The organism is Micromonospora sp. MA102 (genome assembly GCF_025460765.1).
Taxonomy (GTDB): domain Bacteria; phylum Actinomycetota; class Actinomycetes; order Mycobacteriales; family Micromonosporaceae; genus Micromonospora; species Micromonospora halotolerans.
The window spans coordinates 68012-86820 of sequence record NZ_JAMWEG010000018.1; the positions used below are offsets into that span (position 1 = coordinate 68012).

An 18809-nucleotide genomic window follows, 5' to 3' on the forward strand; every position below is an offset into this window, starting at 1 on the left:
GTCGGGCGCGCGGCCGGGTCCGTCATCCGGACGGCTGCCCCGGTGTCGCACATGTGACGACCCTATGGTCGGCCGCGGCCGGGACGGGCGGCATCGCCGCGATCCGCCCCGTCGGGCGGACCCGGCCGCACGGCGAGCGCGGCGGCGGGCGGACCCGGTCCCGGGTCAGGCGCGGCGGCGGCCGGCCCGGCGGGACCGGCCCCGGCGGGCGGCCAGCGCCGCCACCAGACCGCCGACGGTGAGGGCGAGCAGGCCGGCGGCGGGGACGATGACCTGCCAGTCCCCGTCGGCCATCCGGCGCAGCGCGGTCCCGGCCGGCCCGCGCCACTCCGGCGGCGGAGTCGGGCGGGCCGCCGCCGGCGAGCCGCTCGGGGCGGCCCGCTCGGCGTCCAGCTCGCCGGGTTCGACCAGCCGGCCGACCGAGGCGTCCCGGGGCAGCGAGAAGCCCCAGTCGAGCAGCTGGGCGCCCTGCTGCCAGCCGCGTACCGGCCGGGACTCGGCGCCGAGCAGGGTGACCACGAGCCGCCGGCCGCCGCGCTCAGCCGCGCCGACGAAGCTGTGCCGGGCCAGCTCCGTGAAGCCGGTCTTGCCGCCCAGGGCACCCGGGTAGCGGTAGATCAGCTGGTTCTCGTTCTGGATCTGGAAACCGCCCGCCTTGAGCGCCCGCTGGGCGGGGATCTGGGTCCGCTCGGTGAGCGCGTAGCGGCGGAACGCCGCATCGGCGAAGCAGGCCCGGGCGATCAGGGCCAGGTCGTACGCGCTGGTGAACTGCCCCGGGCCGTCCAACCCGGACGGGGTCACGGCGTGCGTCTGGCGGGCGCCCAGCCGGCGCGCCTCGGCGTTCATCTCGGCGACACCGGCACGGGCGCTGCCGGCGCCGAGTCGGGCCAGCATGTTCGCCGCGTCGTTGCCGGACTGGAGCAGCAGCCCCAGCCAGAGCGTCTCCACCGAGTAGCGCCCGCCGACGAGCAGGCCGACGGCGGAGCTGCCCCGCTCGATGTCCAGGTCGGCCCTGGTCGCGACGGCCATCTGCTTCGGGTCGAGCCGGTTCAGCAGGGTGGCCGCGAGCAGCAGCTTCTGGGTGCTCGCCGGGATGCCGTACCCGTGCGGGCCGCAGGCGCCGAGGACGGCGCCGGTGTCCAGGTCGGCGACCAGCCAGGTGGTGGCCGTGACCGCCGGGGGCGCCGGGCTGCCGGGCGCCGTCACCAGGCCCGCCGTGGCCAGCGCGTCACCGCCGACGGCCTGGTCCCCGGGCACGGACGGCGGCGGGGTGGGGCGCGGCGGGCGGGTCGCCTTCGGCGCCGGCAGCCGCGGGCAGGGCACCGCCGCCGCGGGGGCGGCGGTCACCGGCGGCGCCGCCTGCGTCGGGGCCGGCGCCCCGGTGACGAGCAGGGCGAGGACGGTGGTGGCGGCCAGGGCCCGGACTCTCATGAAGAGGCACCCTACCGAGCGGCTCAGCGGACGCCGCGCAGCCACCGGCGCTGCCACGGGGTCTCCACCGCTCGCGGGTGGTAGCCCGCCCGGACCCAGGTCACCGCCGGCTCGGGGCCGAGCCCGTCGAGGACGGCCAGGGCGGCGAGGGCCGTGCCGGTCCGTCCCACGCCGCCGTGGCAGGCGACCTCGACCCGCTCGCCCGCGTACGCGCGGCGCCACGCCTCCCGCAGCGCGTCGAGCGCGTCGGCGCGGTCGCGCGGCACCCAGAAGTCGGGCCAGCGGATCCGGCGGGCCGGCCAGGCCGGCTCCGGACCGGGCGCCAGCAGCAGGGCGAAGTCGGCGGGCGCGGCGGGGGCGGCGATCCGCCGCCCGCGTACGGTGGCGCCGCCGGGCAGCACCAGCAGGCCCGTGCGGTCCGTCCACGGCTGCGTCGGGTCCATCCGGTCATTGTGCCGGCGTCGGGGAGCGGCAGGCGTGAAGGTGCCCGCCGGCCGTGGTCCGGCGGGCACCTTCACGAACGGTCCGGGCGTTGCCCGGGGTGCGGCAGGATCAGCGGGAGCCGATCCCGAAGCGGCCGCGCCGACGCCAGGCCAGCGAGAGCAGCACCAGCACCGCGCCCGCACCGGCCAGGCCACCGCCGAGCTTCAGCGGGGTGCCGAGGCTGTCACCGGTCACCGGCAGGTTGCCGCCGCCCGGCCGCCCCGGCCGGTCCGGTCGAGCCGGCAGGACGATGCCCGTGGCATCGTCCGCTCGATTCCCCTGGGTGGCGGTGAAGTGGTGCCGCCCGGTCCGGCTGGGCGTGTAGGTGATGGTGAAGGTGCCGTCGCCGAGCGCCGTCACGGTGAACGTGGTCGGCGCCGGCTGCGGCTGCTGGTAGGCCACCGCGCTCATCGCGACGGCGCTGCCGTCGCTGCGGCGGACCGTCCCCTGGGCGGGTGCCGCGTTGGGGTTGCCGCTGATCTCCACGTCGATCTTGACCTCGCCGGGCGCGAAGCCCGTGCCCTTCAGGGTGAAGGTTCCGCCGAGACGGATGGCCGGCGGCTTGATGGTCAGCGACACTTCCGTCGGCGGGTACACGGGCGGTTGCGGCTGTGCCGCGCCGGCCGCGGTCGGCACGGCCGCCACGGCCAGGCCGACCGTGAACGCCATGATGATGCGGGATAGCCGCATGATGGATTCCCTCCTACTGATCACAGCTTGGTGCGGTAACAACTTGGGTGGTCCATGGGGTGACGGTTGGTGTGAGCACCAGCTCGGCAGTGCCGGCGCTCGTCTTGCCGGTGAGCAGGGTGATGTCGAGGGTCCGGGTCCGACCCGGCTTGACCTCCACGTTCGCCACGGTCACCTGGCGGCTACCGGCGGTCCCGCTGCCCATCGCGGTGTCCTTGCCGTCCAGCTGGCCGCCGAGCACCGCCCCTCCGGTCGGGGTGTACACCGACACGAAGGTGCGGGCGGTGTACGGATCGCCGGAGAGGGCGAGGCCGGTGACCGACTCGGACAGGCCCGACCGCGGGACGGTCGAGTGGACCGTGACCCGTAGCCGCAGTTCGCGGCGTCCTTCCGGCTGGCAGTCGCCGACCGTCACGGTTGCCGAGAACCTCAGGTAGTAGCCGAGCTTCGCGCCGCTGCCGTCGTTGAGGAACACGCCGACAGTGGGCACGGTGTCCTTCTCGCGGAGCTTCCCGGCCAACCGGCTGTCGCCGAGGACGCGCTGCTCCGTGGGATGGGCACTCCAGAACAATATCCGGCGTTCGGTGATGGAACGGTTGAAAACGGTCAAAAGAGCCCGAGGATTCACGGCTTTCGTGAAGAGGGCGTCGAACACCGCCGACGCCGCCCGCGCGAAGAAGGCGTCCTGCGCCTTGGTGTCGAGCGTCCGGTAGGCGTCGCTGAGCAGCGTCCGGACCACGGTGCTGCCGGCCAGGCTCGGCTGGTCCGGCACGGACACCGGCCCGATCACGCCGAGGAGATACGACAGCACCAGCGGATCCACCGCGAGCACGCCGTCCACCTCGGTGCCGGTGCGCCGGCGGACCATCTCCCGGTACAGCGCCGCCGCCGTCGGGAAGTCCGGGCTGAGGTTGACGTCCGCCGGGTACGTCCCGGGGAGGTCTTTCCAGAGGTTCCGCACCTCCCGGCTCACCGGCAGCGGCGGCGTGAACGACGCGAGGCTGCTCGCGCTCTTCTGGCCGGACATCCGGATCCGGCCGCCCTCGGCCCGTAGCACGGCGTACGCGCCGAACATGCCGCCGGTGGCCCGCAGCTCGGCCGGGTTCTGCGAGACGAGCAGGTAACTGCGGGGGCCGTCGGCGCCGAGCAGCGACGGCAGCAGCCGGGCGCCCTGGTCCGCGGCCGAGGTCAGCTCGCCCAGCCGGACCAGTTCGGTCCGCAGCCCGGAGACCGCGTCCCGTACCTGCCCGACCAGGTCGTCGGTGGACACCGCCCGCAACCGCTCCTCGGTCTGCCGCACCGCCCGGTCGGCGGCGGAGACCTCGGCCGAGACGGCACGCAGCCGGCCCAGGTCGAGCTTTCCCTCCTTCGGCACCAGCGACGCGAGGTCGACCCGGAGCAGCGTGGGGAAGGCGAGCCGGGCCAGGTCGTCCACGGCGACCGCGATCTGACGGACCGCGGCCAGGTCGTCGCCCGCGTAGGGGGCCTGCTGGCCGAGCCACCAGGCCGGGTCGCCGGTGGCGGTCCGGGCCGAGGCGGCCTGCTCCTGGAGCGCGGCCAGCGTGCGCTGGGCCCGGGCCATGTCGCCGCCGACCACCTGGGTGCTCAACTCCTGGGCCAGCCCGGCGGCGTTGAGCAGGTGCGCCCGGGCCTGCCAGCCGCGGAACCCGACCCAGCCGCCGCCGGCGAGCAGCACCGAGAACACGACCAGCCCGACGAGCAGGACCCGGCGTACGCGGGCGCAGCTGCGGCGCCGGGAGCGCCGCCGCCGGCGGGGCAGCCCACCGCTTTCCGTCACACCACTCTCCCGTGCTCGAAAACCGGACACCATTGACGATTGATCGCTTTCTAGCACGAATCTCCGCGGCTTCGTGGCGTTATCGCACACTTAGCCGTTCTGTGGCGTTTCCGTGAAAACCGCTCCGGTCAGCGGCGGGCGCCGCCGGCTCGCGACGACACCTCGTGCAGCAGCCCCTCGATCCGGTCGACGCCGGTCCGCAGCGACATCTCCCGCAGGTAGGCGTCCCGCCCCCGGCGACCCATGTCCGCCCGGGCCGGCGGTGGGATCGCCGAGGCGAGCCAGAACCGGTCCGCCAGCGCCGCCCAGTCCTCCGGCGGGCAGGACAGCCCGGCCCGCGCCCGTTCCACCAGCGCCACCGTGTCGCCGCCCGCCGACGCCACCACGGGCGCGGCGCAGGACAGCGCGGCCTGGAGCTTGCCGGGCACCATGCCCCGCAGCTCCGGCAGGTCCCGCAGCATGACCAGCTGGTAGTCGGCCGCCGCGTACAGCTCGGGCATGTCCGGTGGGGACCGCCGGTCGACGAACCGCACGTTGTCGGCCTGCAGCTCGGCGGCGAGCCCCCGCACCCGCCGCTCCTCGGCCCCCGAGCCGACCAGGACCAGGTCCATCCGGTCACCCAGCGCGGCCGCCGCGCGCACCGCGGTCTCCAGCCCCTGCCGTACGCCGATCGTGCCGGCGTGCATCACCACGGAACGGTCGTCCCGGCGGATCAGGTTCCGGGCCGCCCGGCTGGGCTCGGTCGGGCGGAAGATCCGCTCGTCGGTCCAGTTCAGCACCACCCGCACCCGGTCCGGGTCGGCGCCCCCGGCGACCACCAGGTCCCGCATGGAGGGTGCGGTGACCGCGACGGCGCCCGCCTCCTGGTAGATCCGGCGCAGGGTGGCGTCCAGCCGGCCCGACCACCGGCGGGTCTCCGCCGCCCGGGACGGCCCCTCCTCCGGCCAGACGTCCTGCACGTGCAGCACGGTCGGCACCCGGCCGAGCAATCGCAGCAGGCCGGCCGCCGCGAAGGTGACCGCCGGGAGCTGGAAGACGTACAGGGCGTCGACGTCGCCGAGGTAGCGCCGGCCGGCCAGCGCCACGCTGCCGGCGAAGGATAGCCAGCTCGCCATCCGGGCCGAGCCGTCGCCGGCCGTGTACCGGGGCACCCGGCGGACGGTCAGCCGCTCGCTGTGCGTCTGGTGCCGCCAGCTCTGCCGCCAGCCCGGATAGACGTGCCCGCCGGGATAGTCCGGGAACCCGGTGAGCACGCGTACCTCGTGGCCGCGCGCGGCCAGTTCCTCGGCCAGGCTGCCCGGGATGAACGCGGGCTCGGGCGGGAAGTGGTACGACAGGATGCCGATCTTCATGGCCGCGCTCCCGGCGCGGCTTCCCGACACGCGGGCCCCGGCACCCCGTAGGATGCCGGCATCCCCTCTGCGACCGGCCGCGATCGCCGGAACACCGCCGTCGCGGCGCCGCGTCCCGCGACCGTGCCGACGAGAGGGGTGCAGATGGTCGACGGGGTGCTCTTCGTCTGCCACGCCAACATGTGCCGGTCACCGATGGCGGAGTTCATCGCCCGCCGGCTGCTGCGGGAGCTGCCGGTCGTGGTGACCAGCGCGGGCACCGACGCTCCCGACGGGGCGGCCATGCACCCGTACGCGGTCGAGGTCGCCGCCCGGACCGGCGCCGACCCGGCGGCGTTCCGCACCCGCCGGCTCCGACCGGAGCACCTGACCCGGGCCGCCCTGGTGCTGACGGCGACCCGGCGCCAGCGGTCGGTCTGCACCGCGCTGGCCCCGGCCGCGCTGCACCGGACCTTCACGCTCCGCCAGTTCGCCCGGCTGGCCGCGGCCGCCTCGACCGAGGCGACCGAGGCGACCGCCACGGATGTGGACTCGCCGTTGCGGGCCGCCGTGGCGGCGGCCGCCCGCGCCCGGGGGCGGTTGCAACCCGCCACCCTCGACGCGGACGACCTGGGCGACCCGATCGGCGGCTCCCCCGCCGACTTCCGGCGCTGCGCCGAGGAGATCGAGCGGTCGATCCGACCGGTGCTCGCCCTCATCGGGACAGCCGGGTGAGTTCCTGGGTGTGATCGCCCACGGGGAGCTGCTCCCCGCGCCGGGCCACACCGGCCCGGTCGGTGGGCACGGACGGCCCGGCGGCCGGCACGACCACCTTGTACGCCTCGTACTGGTAGGCGTCCGCCTTGGCCACCTTGGCCATGTTCAGCACGCAGCCGAGCAGGCGCACCGAGACCGAGTGCAGGGCGTGGGCCGCGGCGGCGACCTGGCTGCGCGAGGTCCGTCCCTGCTGGGTGACCAGCAGCGCGCCGTCGGCCTGCACGGCCACCACCACGCCGTCGGTCACCGCGAGCAGCGGTGCGGTGTCGATGACCACGATGTCCGCCGACTCGCGCAGCGCCACCAGCAGGTCCGCCATCGCCTTGGAGCCGAGCAGCTCGCTGGGGTTGGGCGGGGTCGCGCCGCTGGGCAGCACGAGCAGCGACTTGTCGCCCCATCGCTGCACCACGTCGCCGACCTGCACGTCGCCGACCAGCACGTCGGTGAGCCCCACCCCGCCGTCCACGCCGAGGTAGTCGGCGACCTTGGGACGACGCAGGTCGGCGTCGATGAGCAGCACCCGCCAGCCGGCCTCGGCCAGGGCGATGGCGGTGTTGCAGGCCATGGTGGTCTTGCCCTCGCCCTGCAGCGCGCTGGTGACCGCGATGACCCGGGCGGGCTCGTGCACGTCGACGAAGCGCAGGTTGGTCCGCAGCTTCCGGACCGCCTCGGCGCGCCGCGAGTTGGCCGCCTCGCCGACGATCAGCGGAGCCGACTTGGCCCCGGACTCGAACGGGATCTCACCGAGCAGCGGGCTGCCGGTGACCCGCTGGAGCGCGGCCGCGTCCCGCATCCGGACGTCGGCCAGCCCTCGCAGCACGGCCAGCCCCGCCCCGAGCAGCAGGCCCAGCAGGCCGCCGAGGACCAGGTTCCGCACCGGCTGCGGCGAGACCGGGTTCGAGGTCACCCGGGGACCGCTGACCACCTCGAGCTTGATCGGCGGCGCCTTGCCGTCGGGCGGGGTCTCCACCTTCTGCACCAGCTCGATGAACTTGGCCGAGAGCGTCTCGGTGGTCTTCAGGGCCCGGGTCTGGTCGGTGTCGGTGACGGTGGCCTTCAGCAGCACGGTGCCGGCCTCCGTGGAGGTGGTGATCCGGCGCTGCACCTGGTCGGCGGTGAGCCCGAGCGGGGCCTCGGCGACGACGCTCTGCGCCAGCCGGTCGCTGGTGAGCAGGTCACCGTAGGACTTCACCCGCTGCTGGAGGAAGAGGCTGCCCTGGTAGGCGTCGGTGACGCCCTGGCTCGGCGTGGTGACGAAGAAGGTCACCGTGGCCTCGTAACGGGGCGCCGTCCGGACCGTCACCAGAGCGGCGGTGCCCAGGGCGACCATCACCGTGACGAGCACGATCCACCAGTGGCGTCGGACCAGGCGCAGATAACCGAGAACGTCCATCACGCTCCCCCTCGCCACACGCCGGTCTGCCGATGAAACTGCACGAAAGCCCCCCTAGAAACCCCAGTACGCGTGCCAGGATCAAAAACGCCTATACATGACGGTAAGCGACTCAGCGAATGTAAACGATCAGAACCGCACAGACGGTCTAAATCCTTCCATTTCGGAGCACATATCCGGGCAACCCATGGATCGTCGGGCCGCCGGTGCGGCGACCCTCCTCCTGTTAACGCCGCACCCGGCCACGTGGTGCGGCCGGTCGGCCGGCCGGATAGGGTCGGAACCGGTGTGCCGGGAAGTCTGGTCGGCGACGACTCCGCCGACCCTTCTTCCGGAACGGACGCCGCATGACCGAACGCCGCCCACCGTCCCCCCGCCTGCTGTCCCGCCGCTCCTGGCCGGAGGCCCGCTTCCTGGCCGACGTGCTGCGCACCGAGACCGTCGGCGGCGGACTGCTCCTGCTCGGCGCGCTGGTCGCCCTGGTCTGGGCCAACTCCCCCTGGCGGGCCGCGTACGCCGGCCTCGGCGAGTGGGTGCCCTGGCCGGGTGGCGGCGGGTTGCACCTGGACCTCAGCCTCGCCGCCTGGGCCGCCGACGGCCTGCTGGCGATCTTCTTCTTCGTGGCGGGGCTGGAGCTCAAGCGGGAGTTCGTGGCCGGCGACCTGCGCGACCGGCGCCGCGCGGCACTGCCGGTGGTGGCCGCGCTGGGCGGCATGGTCGTGCCGGCGCTGGTCTACCTCACGGTGACGCTCGCGGCCGGCGGCGAAGGACTGCGCGGCTGGGCCATCCCCACGGCCACCGACATCGCCTTCGCGCTCGCCGTGCTCGCGGTGGTCAGCTCACACCTGCCGCAGGGGCTGCGGGCCTTCCTGCTCACCCTCGCGGTGGTCGACGACCTCTTCGCGATCGTCATCATCGCGGTCTTCTACACCGCCGACCTCCACCCGCTGCCGCTGCTCGGCGCAGTGCTGCCGATCGCGGCCTTCGCCCTGCTGGTGCGGCGCCGGCACACCTGGTGGTGGGTGCTGCTCCCGCTCGCGGCGACCGCCTGGGCGCTGGTGCACGCCTCCGGCGTGCACGCCACGGTGGCCGGGGTGCTGCTCGGCTTCACCGTCCCCGTACGCCCCGGCGCGGGCGGCGGGCCGGGGCTGGCCGAGCGGCTGGAGCACCGGTGGCGGCCGATCTCCGCGGGCCTCGCGGTGCCGGTCTTCGCGTTCTTCGCCGCCGGGGTGTCCCTGGTCGGCGTCGACCTGGCCGCGGTCCTCGCCGACCCGGTGGTGCTCGGCGTGGCGGCCGGGCTCGTGCTGGGCAAGGCGGTCGGGGTGTTCGGCTCGACCTTCCTGCTGGGCCGGTTCACCCGGGCCGAACTCGACGAGGAGATCACCTGGGCGGACCTGGCGGGGCTGGCGCTGCTGGCCGGCATCGGCTTCACCGTGTCGCTGCTCATCGGCGAGCTGGCGTTCGGGCCGGGCAGCCCCGAGGAGGAGCGGGTGAAGGCGGCCGTGCTGCTCGGCTCGCTGGTCTCCGCGGGCCTGGCCTCGGCGGTGCTGACCAGACGCAACCGGGTCTACCGGCGGATCAGCGAGCGGGAGAGCCGCGACTCCGACGGCGACGGCGTCCCGGACGTCTACCAGGAGCGGGAGGCCTAGCCGGCGCCTCGGACGCCGATCAGGAGCGGCCGCCGGTCCGCGCGCCGGCCGCCCGGTGACGGCCGGCGCGCGGCCGATCAGCGGCGACGGTCGGCCGGCTGCTCCTCGCCGTGCTCCTCGGTCTCCTCCAGCGCGTCGGCGAGCGGCTCGGTGAAGTCGTCGCCCGGAACCGCGATCTCCTCCGCCTGGTCCTGCTCGTCGGGGCGCCCGCCCGCCGGCGGTTCCGGAGCCGTCGCGCCCCCGGCGAAGCCGTACTCGTTGGGCTCGTCATGCCTGCTCATGCGCGGGACCTCCCGGTCGTCCGGTTTCCTCTCGCGACGCACGCCAGGCGGTGGTCGTCACCCGCCGCGGCGTCGCCCGGATGTGCATACCCCGCGGACGCGGTCCTCGATCATCCGCGGCCGATCCCACCGCCACCGGGCGCGGCGGAACCGGCCGGTGCGCTCAGGTCAGCTCGGTGATCGCCTCGAAGACCAGCCAGAGGCCGGAGATGGCGAAGAGGACGGCGGCGCCGTACCGGATGGCCCGCTCGGGCAGGTGCCGGCCGAGCAGGCGGCCCACCAGGATCGCCAGGGCGTCGGCGGCGACCATGCCCAGGGTCGAGCCGAGCCAGGTGCCGAACCAGCCGTACTTGGTGGCCAGGGTGATGGTGGCGAGCATGGTCTTGTCGCCCAGCTCGGCCAGGAAGAACGCCACACCGACCGCGATGATCGCGTTGCGGCTGCTCTTCTCCGCCTTGCGCTTCTCCTCCTCGGTCAGCTTGTCGCCGCGCAGGGTCCAGGCGCCGAAGCCGAGGAACGCCAGGCCGGCGACGAGCGAGATCCATTCGGTGGGCAGGGCCGCGTGGAGGCCGTACCCGATGGCCACCGAGGCCAGGTGCACGACCGCGGTGGCGACGGTGATGCCGATGAGCACCGGCAGCGGCCGGAAGCGGGTGGCGAACGTCAGGGCCATGAGCTGGGACTTGTCGCCCAGCTCGGCGACGAAGATGACGCCGAAGCTGACCACCAGCGCGACGAGGAAACCGTCCATGTGAACCTTCCCGATCAAGCCGGGAGGAGGTACGGGGCGCCCTCGACCCGGCTGCGACAGCCTGAGTCGAAGGTCTCGCCCGCCCCGGGGACCGGGGCCGCGTGGCCGGATGCGGAACGCACCAGTATGTCGACCACGACATTGGGGGCTACTCCCCTTCGCGCCGACCAGCCTAGCCGATCACCAGCGGGCGGGCCGCGACGGGTGAACAGGGTCACGGCGGCTCAGTCGGCGCGGGCCAGGCTGACGCCGAACAGCCCCTCCGGGTCGGTCCAGAACGCCTGCCGGACGAACCCGGCCGCGACCAGCTCCCGGGCGATCCCCTCCGGCCGGAACTTCGCCGAGACCTCCGTCCGCAGTTCCTCGCCGGCGGCGAACTCGACGTCCAGGTCGAGCACCCGCACCCGGACCGGGCGCTCGGCCCGCAGCCGCATCTCGATCCACTCGTGCCGCGGATCCCAGATCGCCACGTGCCGGAACGCCGCCGGGTCGAAGTTGGCGCCCAGCTCCCGGTTGATCACCCGCAGCACGTTGCGGTTGAACTCGGCGGTCACCCCGGCCGCGTCGTCGTAGGCGGGGACGAGCACCGACGGGTCCTTCACCAGGTCGGTGCCGACCAGCAGCCAGTCGCCGGCCTCCAGCGCCGCGCGCGTCGCGGTGAGGAACTCGGCCCGCTCCGCGGGCAGCAGGTTGCCGATGGTCCCGCCGAGGAACAGCACCAACCGCCGGCCGCCGGTGGGCAGCCGGTCCAGGTGGCGGGTGAAGTCGCCGACGATGCCGCGCACCCGCAGCCCGGGGTACGCGGCGGCGATCTGCTCGGTGGACCCGCGCAGCGCGCTGACCGACACGTCCAGCGGCACGAAGCTGCCCAGGTCGCCGTGGCGGGTGAAGGCGTCCAGCAGCAGCCGGGTCTTCTCCGACGAGCCGGAGCCCAGCTCGATCAGGGTCTTCGCACCGGTCAGCGCGGCGATGTCGCCCGCGTGCGCGGCCAGCACCGCCCGCTCGGCCCGGGTCGGGTAGTACTCCGGCAGCCGGGTGATCTCCTCGAACAGCTCGCTGCCCCGGGCGTCGTAGAACCACTTCGGTGGCAGCCACTTCGGCGTCGCGGTCAGACCGACCCGGACGTCCTCCCGCAGGCCGCGGTCGAGGTCCTGCTCCTCCAGGTGGATCTCCAGTGGCTCCGCGCTCATCAGCTGTCCTTCCTGTTCCTACGGGTGTGGGAAACGGGATGTCAGGCGACCGTCAGCTCCCGGACGTCCAGCCCGGCGGCGGTCGCCACCACCAGCCGGCCGTCCGGCACCGGCTGCCAGCCGGGGTCGTCGTCGGAGGGCTCGGAGGCGAGCAGCACCGAATCGGGGGTACGGCGTACCGACAGCGCGTGCCCGGCCACGCTGGCCGCCACCGTGACGCCGTCGGTGAGCAGCAGGTTCAGCCGTGATCCGGGGGCGGCGGCGGCGACCGCCGCGACGGTCCCGGCCACCGCGTCGCCGGGTGCGGTGCCGGCCCGCAGCCGGTGCCGGACCAACGCCCAGAGCAGCGCCGAGTCGGTCGGCACCTCCAGGGTCAGCAGGTCGCGGAGGGGCAGCCCGCCGGCCAGCGGAACCAGGCTGTCCGGCCAGCCCCGCACCACCCCGTTGTGGCTGAACAGCCAGCGCCCCTCGGCGAACGGCGCGGCCGCCGTCTCGTGCAGCGGCATGCCGACCGTGGCGGAGCGGACGGCGGCCAGCACCCCGCCCGCGGTGGTCACCGCGGCCAGCTCCGGCAGCGTGGTGTCGCTCCACATCGGCTGCGCCCGCCGGTAGCGGACCGGATCCCCGCCGTCCGGGTACCACCCGACGCCGAAGCCGTCGGCGTTGATCGTGCCGCCGCCGCGCATGTCGCGGGGCGCCCAGGACTGCCGTAGCAGCCCGTACGGCGGGTCGAAGAGCAGGCTCCGCAGGCTGACCGGCGGACCGAGGTACGCCAGGTGGCGGCACATCAGGCGAGGCCGCCGATCACGCGTGCGACTCCTCGGGACGGGCGTCGCGGGCGCAGCGGAACCCGCTGAAGATCTGCCGCCGGATCGGGTAGTCCCAGTTGCGGAAGGTGCCCCGGCAGGCCGACCGGTCGGTGCCGAACGAGCCGCCGCGCAGCACCCGGTGGTCGTCGCCGAAGAAGACCTCCGAGTACTCGCGGTAGGGGAACGCCGCGAAGCCCGGGTGGCCGCGGAAGGTGGACGAGGTCCACTCCCAGACGTCCCCGATGAGCTGATGCACGCCGAGCGGCGAGGCCCCGTCCGGGTACGCGCCCACCGGCGCCGGCCACAGGTGCCGCTGCCCCAGGTTGGCGTGCGCGCTCGTCGGGTCCGCGTCGCCCCACGGGTAGCGGCGTGACCGGCCGGTCGCCGGATCCCAGCGGGCCGCCTTCTCCCACTCCGCCTCGGTGGGCAGCCGCCGGCCGGCCCAGGCCGCGTACGCCTCCGCCTCGTGGAAGCAGACGTGCACCACGGGCTCGTCGTCGCGCACCGGCGACCAGCGCCCGAACCGGCGGTACGCCCAACCGTCCCCGTCGCGCCGCCAGTGCATCGGCGCGCTCAGCCCGGCCTCGACCCGGTGCCGCCAACCGGCCGCGCTCCACCAGCGCGGCTCGTCGTAGCCCCCGTCGGCGATGAACGCGCGGTACTGCCCGTTGGTGACCGGCGCCGCGTCGATGGCGTACGCCGGCAGCTCGACGGTGTGCGCGGGTCGCTCGTTGTCCAGCGCCCACGGGTCGGTGGAGGTGCCCATGGTGAACGGCCCGGCCGGCACCAGCACCTCGCCGCCCACCCGGATTCGCGGCTCGGGCGGCGGTGGGGCGTCCAGCACCGGACCGCCGGCGCGCAGCTGGTGGGTGGCGAGCATCGTTTCGTCGTGCTGCTGCTCGTGCTGGACGATCATGCCGAACGCGAAGCCGTCCTCGACCAGCTTCCGGTCGGTGAACCGGATCCCGTCCAGCAGGTCGTACACCTTCTCCCGGACGGTGCGCACGTACGCCCGCGCCTCGGCCGGCGGAAGCAGCGGCAGCGCGGGCCGGTCTTTGCGGGGCTGCTTGAACGCGTCGTACAGGTCGTCGATGTCGCGGCGCACCGGCTCGCGCCCGCCGACGTCGCGGACCAACCACAGCTCCTCCTGGTTGCCGACGTGCGCCAGGTCCCAGACCAGCGGGGACATCAGCGTGGAGTGCTGCCGCACCAGGTCGTCGTCGTCCACCGCGTCGGTGAGCAGGGCGGTGCGGGCGCGGGTGCGCTCCAGCTCGGCCGCGATCCGGCCGCGCAGCGGCTCGCCCTCGATCGCCGGCCGCTCAGTCGTGGTCACCGGTGTCCCCTCTCCGCGGCGGCGCGGCGCCGCCGGATCGCTCGGCTCGTCTCGTCGTGGATCCCGGCCGGCAGCTCCAGCCGGGGCAGGGCCGCCAGGGCCAGGTCGAACAGGGCCGCCGCGGCGCTCGCCAGTGGTCGCTCGGCCAGCCCGCGCCGGGCCGCCGCGACCCACTCGCCGGCGACCGGGGCGGCGACGGCGAGGGCGTCCCGGGTGGTGGCCGGGTCGGCGAAGAGCGCCGCCAGCACCGCCAGGGGCACGGTCCACTCCCGACCGGGCTGGGCGTCCAGGTAGCGGACCTCCAGGTAGCCGCGCGGTCGCACCGGCGGGAAGAGCGTGCTGAGGTGGTATTCCAGGTCGTCGGCGGTCGGCGGGCGCGGAAGCGCCCCGGCCAGCCAGTCGGCGAAGGTGACGCCCGGAGGCGGCGTCCAGTCCGGACCGTCCTCGCGCACGCAGAGCAGCGGCGCGGCCAGGGCGTACCCGGTCCAGGCGGCGACCGGGTCGCGGTCGGCCCGCGCCGGGGACCAGACCGGCCGGGTGCGCGCCGGGTCCATGGCCAGCCAGGCGGCCATACGGGTGGAGGCCCAGCCGGTGGACCGTCCGGCGTGCCGGCCGGCGGTGGCGAAGGCGGCCAGCAGCGGCGGCCCGATCGCGTGCGCGGCGGCCCACCGCTCGGCCAGCCGGCCCGGGTCGCCCGCGTCCAGGCAGACCTGGAGCCCGGCGGTGCTGTACATCATCGCGCGGCCGGCCGGCCCGTGCCGGTCGAGAACGGCGCGCATGGCCCGGTAGCGCGGCGTGTCCACGACAGGGCTCGGGGGGCGCCAGGGGTCCATGCCGGTGCGGCCCAGGACGAGGCCGGCGGCGTCCAGGAGGGCCCGCAACTCGGCGAGGTCGGCCTCGGTGGCCAGGATGAGCGCGGCGACCGACGGTCGCGGCGCGGAGGAGATCTCCACCTGCCCGCCCGGCTCCACGGTCACGGTGCCACCGCGCCGGAGCCCGGCGGCCGGGCTGGTGGGGTCGAGGGTGACGGGGCTGTGCCGTCCCAACGCCCGGCGCAGTCGCTCGCGGTCGACCGGGCGGGTCGGGTCCGCGGCGTCGTGCACCGTCCATTCCAGCTCGACGCCGGTCAGGCTGGGTGGCCCGGTCTTGAAGCAGATCCTGGCGAGGTGCCCGCGGGCCGCCGCCTCGTCCCCCAGCACGGTGGTCCGGTCCAACTCCGGCGACATCACCAAGAGACGGCTCCTCTCCCCGGGACGGGCGACCACGCTGTCGGCCGGCGCCCGTGCCGTGACGGCCGGGCGTCGGCGGGTCCCACCATCTTCTGTCTAGCAGACGGAATCCGCGCGCCCGGGGAGATGAATTTTTGTCCGGAATCCGGTTGCGGCGTGGGCGGCGCCGGGCATTCGGGACGGCGGGGCGAGGGGGCGGCCGCGGCGGGCGCCGCCTCCCGCGCGCCGGCCGAGGACTACGGCTTCGCCGTCGACCCGGGCCCGGACCTCGGCTCGGACTTCCGCTTCGGCGTCGACCTCGGCTCCGGCTCCGACCTCGGCGTCGACTTCGGCTCCGGGGACGGCACCGACTTCGGCTCCGGGGACTGCTCCGGCACCAGCGCCAGGCAGTAGCCCTCCACCCAGTCGGCGCCGCCGGCGGCGGTCACCAGATCGGCGAACCCGGCGCTCTCCAGCGCCCTGGCCCGCTGCTCGTCGGACTTCGCCAGGTAGGCCCGGCAGTGCCCGGCGAGGTCACCGGCGCTCGCCGGCTTGCCGGACCCGCCAGGCCCACCGGGTGACGGGGCGGTGGACGGGACGCCGCCGGAGGCCCCACCGGTCGGGGTCGCGCCCTCGGAGGGTGTCGGGGAGCCCGGCTCGGTCGCGCCCCCGGTGCTGCCGCCCGGCGTGGTCGGAGCCGGCGGCGGCGCCGGTTCCGGGGCCCGGTCGAGGTTCACCGCGGCGAAGGCGACCCCGGCGGTGGCGGTGGCCGCGATCCCGGCCAGGACCGCGCCGAGCCGGAGGCGGTGGCGTGGCCGCGGCGGCACGGCCGGCATGGGGTCGGCCCGGGCGGCACGGAACGCGGCGAGCGCCTGCTCCTCGCCGGCCAGTTCCGCCGTGGTGCCCGGCGCGGCTGCCGCGGCGAGCAGGTGCGCCAGCGGGCCGGCCGGCGCCTCCGGAGGCACCCCGGCACGGGCCGCGTCGAGGAGGCGCTCCGACTCCGCCCGGTCGGCGGGGCGGTCGGACCGGCCAGAACTCATTCCGTATCCCTCCACGTCAGCCGTCCGCCGGCTCGGCCTTGGGCGCCTGCGGCGCCTGCCGTCCCCGGCCGGTACGGGGGCGGGGCGGCGTCGCTCCCCCGGCCTGGTCCGCCGGTTGATCCTGATCGGCCCGCTCCAGCAGCCCGGCCAGCCGCCGCAGCCCCCGGTGCGCGGCGGTGCGCACCGCGCCGGCCCGCCGGCCGAGCACCCGGCCGGCGGTCTCCGCGTCGAGCCCGATGACGGCCCGCAGCAGCACCGCTTCCGCCTCGCGGGGCGGCAGGCTGGCGATCAAGGCCAGGGCGCTCTCGGTGCCGATGGTCTCGCCGGCCCGCTCGGCGGTGTCCGCGTCCCCGGCCAGCTCGCTGAGCGCCTGGACGGGCACCGGCAGGGCGGGCCGCCGGCGCTGCCGGCGCAGGTGGTCCATCGCCCGGTTGCGGGCGATCGTGACGGTCCAGGCGCGGAACTCGCCGCCGGTGAAGCTGGGCAGGTCGCGGGAGATCTGCAGCCAGGTCTCCGAGGCCACGTCCTCGGCGTCGGCGCCGACCAGGGCGGTGAGGTAGCGCAGCAGGCCGGGCTGCAGGCTGCGGTAGAGGAAGCGGAACGCCTCCTCGTCGCCCGCCTGCGCGGCGGCGACCGCCTCGCTCAGCTCACCGGTCATGAATCCGCCGTTCCCGCCGTGCCGACTGCCCACGCCGGCGGCCACCGGTGCCGGCGTGCCCGACGCCCGCCCGGTCGGTCGACCGGACCTCCACCCGCACCATCAGCCCCCCGCTGGCCTGATCGGCGCCGGCACCGGGAGGGTGCGGGCGCGCGTATGGACACCGCCGGGAGTGAGGACGGCCGTCGGCGGACATACCGTACCGGCGTCGTGGGGCGGCCGGGAGCCGGGCCAACGCTAGGAGCGGCCGGCGGGTTCGACAAGGTCCCACCTGCCGGAGAAAGAGTGACATTTGTCTACGGCCCGAGGCGGCGCGTCGGCGTAACGAATGCCGCCCGTCGCGCGCTGCGGCGGCGGTAAACCGGGACGAAACACCAGGTCGGAGCCGGACCGACGAACCTCCGGGCACATTTTCCTGCCCGATCGTACGCGATTCGTCACGGTCAGCCGATCGGCGTGGGACCGGCTGACCGTTCGGCCCAGGCTCCTCCGGCCGCCCGCCGGTCGTGACGGGAGATATCGCGGGAAATACTCCGCGGCCGGTCTGGGTACGGTATTGACGTGTTGACTTCCGACGTCGTACTCAGCGGTCGGTACCGCCTTGATGACCGTGTCGCCACCGGCGGCATGGGCGACGTCTGGCGTGCCACCGACCTGGTGCTCGGCCGTCCGGTCGCGGTGAAGGTCCTGCTGCCCGCGCTGGTCTCCGATCCCGACTTCATCGCCCGCTTCCGCTCCGAGGCACGGATCATGGCGTCGCTGCGCCACCCGGGCGTGGTCCAGGTCTTCGACTGCGGTGAGGACGAACTGCCCGACGGCAGCCGGGCCGACTACCTGGTCATGGAGTTCGTGGCCGGCGAGCCCCTCTCCCGGCGCATCGAGGCCGCCGGGCAGCTCGGGGTCGGCGAGACCATGTCGATCGTGGCGCAGGTGGCCCAGGCCCTGCACGGGGCGCACGCCCGGGGCATCGTCCACCGCGACGTGAAGCCGAGCAACCTGCTCGTGCAGGACGACGGGACCGTCGTCCTGGTCGACTTCGGGGTCGCCCGGTCGACAAACGTGACCAGCATCACCAGCACCAACGCGGTGCCCGGCACCGCCCTCTACATGGCTCCCGAGCAGGCCGCCGGGCGGCCGGTCTCCGGCGCGACCGACGTCTACGCCCTCGGCGCGGTGGCCTACTGCTGCCTCACCGGCAGCCCGCCGTTCACCGGGGACAACCCGCTGCAGGTGGCCGTCCGGCACCTCGACGACGAGCCGCCGGAGCTGCCGGAGGACATCCCGCAGCCGGTCCGGGACCTGGTGGCCCGGGCCCTGGCCAAGGACCCGGCGGACCGCTTCCCCACCGCCGCCGCCAGGGCCGAGGCCGCGCGCGCGGCCGGCTCCGAGTCGCCCACCGCCATGGTGCCGATGACGCTGCGCGGCGCCACCGGGTCGAGCCACACCCGTGACGACCTGACCGCCGCCGCGCCGGGGGCCCTGGTGGCGCCGGCCCGCCGCCCGCGCCGGCGCGGCACGCTGGTCGGCGCGGCGGCCGCGGTGCTGGTGGCGCTGACCGCACTGGGCGCGGCCCTGGGCGCGGCCAAGAATGCCGACGCCCCGGCCACCCGGCTCGACACCACCGCACCGGCGGTTGCCCCGAGCAACTCCGTCGCGGACGCCGCGGTCACCGAGGGTCCGCCCACGGGCGGGGTCGACGACGACTACCGCCCGGTGCGCCCCACCGGCCGGCCGTCGACCTCGGCCTCGGCGACGCCGAGCCCCTCGGCGAGCGGATCGGCCCAGCCGAGCCCGTCCGACGTCCCGTCGACCCAGCCGGCCCCACCGAGCACGACGCCGAGCAGCACCCCGCCGTCGACGCCGCCCACCACACCGAGCGAGACCACGTCAACCGCCACTGAGCCCGGGCCCGGCGGCGAGGGCGGGGGCGAGGGCGGCGGGGCCCAGCCGGTGTCCGACCGCTGACCCGGCACCCGGACCCAGCAGC

The 18809-nt window shown here is 75.3% G+C and carries 17 protein-coding genes; 3 read left to right on the top strand and 14 right to left on the bottom strand.

Features of this window, described 5'->3' with window-relative positions; translation table 11 throughout:
• Window positions 1-165: 165 nt before the first annotated feature.
• From NFX44_RS27305 to NFX44_RS27325, 5 genes are all read right to left on the bottom strand, one after another.
• Window positions 166-1431 (bottom strand): D-alanyl-D-alanine carboxypeptidase family protein, encoded by a 1266-nt coding sequence (locus tag NFX44_RS27305; RefSeq protein WP_262286463.1) that lies wholly within the window; start codon window positions 1429-1431, stop codon window positions 166-168.
• 23 nt (window positions 1432-1454) lie between these two features.
• Window positions 1455-1874 carry a protein-tyrosine phosphatase family protein gene (locus tag NFX44_RS27310; protein WP_262286464.1) on the bottom strand — a complete coding sequence of 140 codons (420 nt, stop codon included), beginning with the start codon at window positions 1872-1874 and terminating at the stop codon, window positions 1455-1457.
• A gap of 109 nt (window positions 1875-1983) precedes the next feature.
• Window positions 1984-2604 carry a hypothetical protein gene (locus tag NFX44_RS27315; RefSeq protein ID WP_262286465.1) on the bottom strand — a complete coding sequence of 207 codons (621 nt, stop codon included), beginning with the start codon at window positions 2602-2604 and terminating at the stop codon, window positions 1984-1986.
• A gap of 13 nt (window positions 2605-2617) precedes the next feature.
• On the bottom strand, window positions 2618-4402 hold the full coding sequence (locus NFX44_RS27320) for a DUF4012 domain-containing protein (RefSeq protein ID WP_262286466.1): 1785 nt from the start codon (window positions 4400-4402) through the stop codon (window positions 2618-2620).
• A gap of 128 nt (window positions 4403-4530) precedes the next feature.
• Window positions 4531-5754 carry a glycosyltransferase family 4 protein gene (locus NFX44_RS27325; RefSeq protein WP_262286467.1) on the bottom strand — a complete coding sequence of 408 codons (1224 nt, stop codon included), beginning with the start codon at window positions 5752-5754 and terminating at the stop codon, window positions 4531-4533.
• Between the two features lie 144 nt (window positions 5755-5898).
• On the opposite strand from NFX44_RS27325, the gene NFX44_RS27330 reads away from it, so the two are divergent.
• Window positions 5899-6468, top strand: a complete 570-nt coding sequence (locus NFX44_RS27330) for a low molecular weight phosphatase family protein (RefSeq protein ID WP_262286528.1) — start codon at window positions 5899-5901, stop codon at window positions 6466-6468.
• On the opposite strand, the gene NFX44_RS27335 is transcribed toward NFX44_RS27330, so the two are convergent.
• Window positions 6449-7903 (bottom strand): polysaccharide biosynthesis tyrosine autokinase, encoded by a 1455-nt coding sequence (locus NFX44_RS27335; RefSeq protein WP_262286468.1) that lies wholly within the window; start codon window positions 7901-7903, stop codon window positions 6449-6451. The genes NFX44_RS27330 and NFX44_RS27335 overlap by 20 nt on opposite strands.
• Before the next feature lie 347 nt (window positions 7904-8250).
• On the opposite strand from NFX44_RS27335, the gene nhaA reads away from it, so the two are divergent.
• Window positions 8251-9552 (top strand): Na+/H+ antiporter NhaA, encoded by a 1302-nt coding sequence (gene nhaA / locus NFX44_RS27340; protein WP_262286469.1) that lies wholly within the window; start codon window positions 8251-8253, stop codon window positions 9550-9552.
• 77 nt (window positions 9553-9629) lie between these two features.
• Here nhaA and NFX44_RS27345 read toward each other — a convergent pair whose 3' ends face one another.
• The 8 genes from NFX44_RS27345 to NFX44_RS27380 all read right to left on the bottom strand — a co-directional run bounded on the left by NFX44_RS27345 (window position 9630) and on the right by NFX44_RS27380 (window position 16822).
• Window positions 9630-9833, bottom strand: coding sequence for a hypothetical protein (locus NFX44_RS27345; RefSeq protein WP_262286470.1), 204 nt, complete (start codon window positions 9831-9833; stop codon window positions 9630-9632).
• A gap of 163 nt (window positions 9834-9996) precedes the next feature.
• Complete coding sequence (locus NFX44_RS27350; protein WP_262286471.1) at window positions 9997-10584, bottom strand: TMEM165/GDT1 family protein; 588 nt, start codon at window positions 10582-10584, stop codon at window positions 9997-9999.
• Between the two features lie 224 nt (window positions 10585-10808).
• Window positions 10809-11774: an L-histidine N(alpha)-methyltransferase gene (egtD, locus tag NFX44_RS27355; RefSeq protein WP_262286472.1), complete on the bottom strand. Its 966-nt coding sequence runs from the start codon at window positions 11772-11774 to the stop codon at window positions 10809-10811.
• A gap of 41 nt (window positions 11775-11815) precedes the next feature.
• Entirely contained in the window at window positions 11816-12562 is a 747-nt protein-coding gene (gene egtC, locus NFX44_RS27360) for an ergothioneine biosynthesis protein EgtC (RefSeq protein ID WP_262286473.1), read from the bottom strand.
• A 16-nt stretch (window positions 12563-12578) separates the two neighbouring features.
• Entirely contained in the window at window positions 12579-13916 is a 1338-nt protein-coding gene (gene egtB, locus NFX44_RS27365; protein ID WP_262286474.1) for an ergothioneine biosynthesis protein EgtB, read from the bottom strand.
• A complete protein-coding gene (egtA, locus tag NFX44_RS27370) occupies window positions 13913-15148 on the bottom strand; it encodes an ergothioneine biosynthesis glutamate--cysteine ligase EgtA (protein WP_262286475.1) in 1236 nt (411 codons plus the stop codon). The genes egtB and egtA overlap by 4 nt, the downstream gene beginning before the upstream one ends.
• Window positions 15149-15381: 233 nt before the next feature.
• Window positions 15382-16164: a hypothetical protein gene (locus NFX44_RS27375; RefSeq protein WP_262286476.1), complete on the bottom strand. Its 783-nt coding sequence runs from the start codon at window positions 16162-16164 to the stop codon at window positions 15382-15384.
• Between the two features lie 16 nt (window positions 16165-16180).
• The gene (locus NFX44_RS27380) at window positions 16181-16822 is read right to left on the bottom strand and encodes an RNA polymerase sigma factor (protein WP_262286477.1); all 642 of its coding nucleotides are present in this window, start codon (window positions 16820-16822) and stop codon (window positions 16181-16183) included.
• Between the two features lie 561 nt (window positions 16823-17383).
• On the opposite strand from NFX44_RS27380, the gene NFX44_RS27385 reads away from it, so the two are divergent.
• Window positions 17384-18787, top strand: a complete 1404-nt coding sequence (locus NFX44_RS27385; RefSeq protein ID WP_262286478.1) for a serine/threonine-protein kinase — start codon at window positions 17384-17386, stop codon at window positions 18785-18787.
• Window positions 18788-18809: the final 22 nt, after the last annotated feature.

Coding starts and splice junctions, on each gene's coding strand:
- NFX44_RS27330 (WP_262286528.1), top strand. CDS start 5,899: ATGGTCGACGGGGTGCTCTTCGTCTGCCACGCCAACATGTGCCGGTCA.
- NFX44_RS27345 (WP_262286470.1), bottom strand. CDS start 9,833: ATGAGCAGGCATGACGAGCCCAACGAGTACGGCTTCGCCGGGGGCGCG.
- nhaA (WP_262286469.1), top strand. CDS start 8,251: ATGACCGAACGCCGCCCACCGTCCCCCCGCCTGCTGTCCCGCCGCTCC.
- NFX44_RS27315 (WP_262286465.1), bottom strand. CDS start 2,604: ATGCGGCTATCCCGCATCATCATGGCGTTCACGGTCGGCCTGGCCGTG.
- egtC (WP_262286473.1), bottom strand. CDS start 12,562: ATGTGCCGCCACCTGGCGTACCTCGGTCCGCCGGTCAGCCTGCGGAGC.
- NFX44_RS27335 (WP_262286468.1), bottom strand. CDS start 7,903: ATGGACGTTCTCGGTTATCTGCGCCTGGTCCGACGCCACTGGTGGATC.
- NFX44_RS27350 (WP_262286471.1), bottom strand. CDS start 10,584: ATGGACGGTTTCCTCGTCGCGCTGGTGGTCAGCTTCGGCGTCATCTTC.
- NFX44_RS27305 (WP_262286463.1), bottom strand. CDS start 1,431: ATGAGAGTCCGGGCCCTGGCCGCCACCACCGTCCTCGCCCTGCTCGTC.
- NFX44_RS27325 (WP_262286467.1), bottom strand. CDS start 5,754: ATGAAGATCGGCATCCTGTCGTACCACTTCCCGCCCGAGCCCGCGTTC.
- NFX44_RS27375 (WP_262286476.1), bottom strand. CDS start 16,164: ATGAGTTCTGGCCGGTCCGACCGCCCCGCCGACCGGGCGGAGTCGGAG.
- egtD (WP_262286472.1), bottom strand. CDS start 11,774: ATGAGCGCGGAGCCACTGGAGATCCACCTGGAGGAGCAGGACCTCGAC.
- NFX44_RS27380 (WP_262286477.1), bottom strand. CDS start 16,822: ATGACCGGTGAGCTGAGCGAGGCGGTCGCCGCCGCGCAGGCGGGCGAC.
- NFX44_RS27310 (WP_262286464.1), bottom strand. CDS start 1,874: ATGGACCCGACGCAGCCGTGGACGGACCGCACGGGCCTGCTGGTGCTG.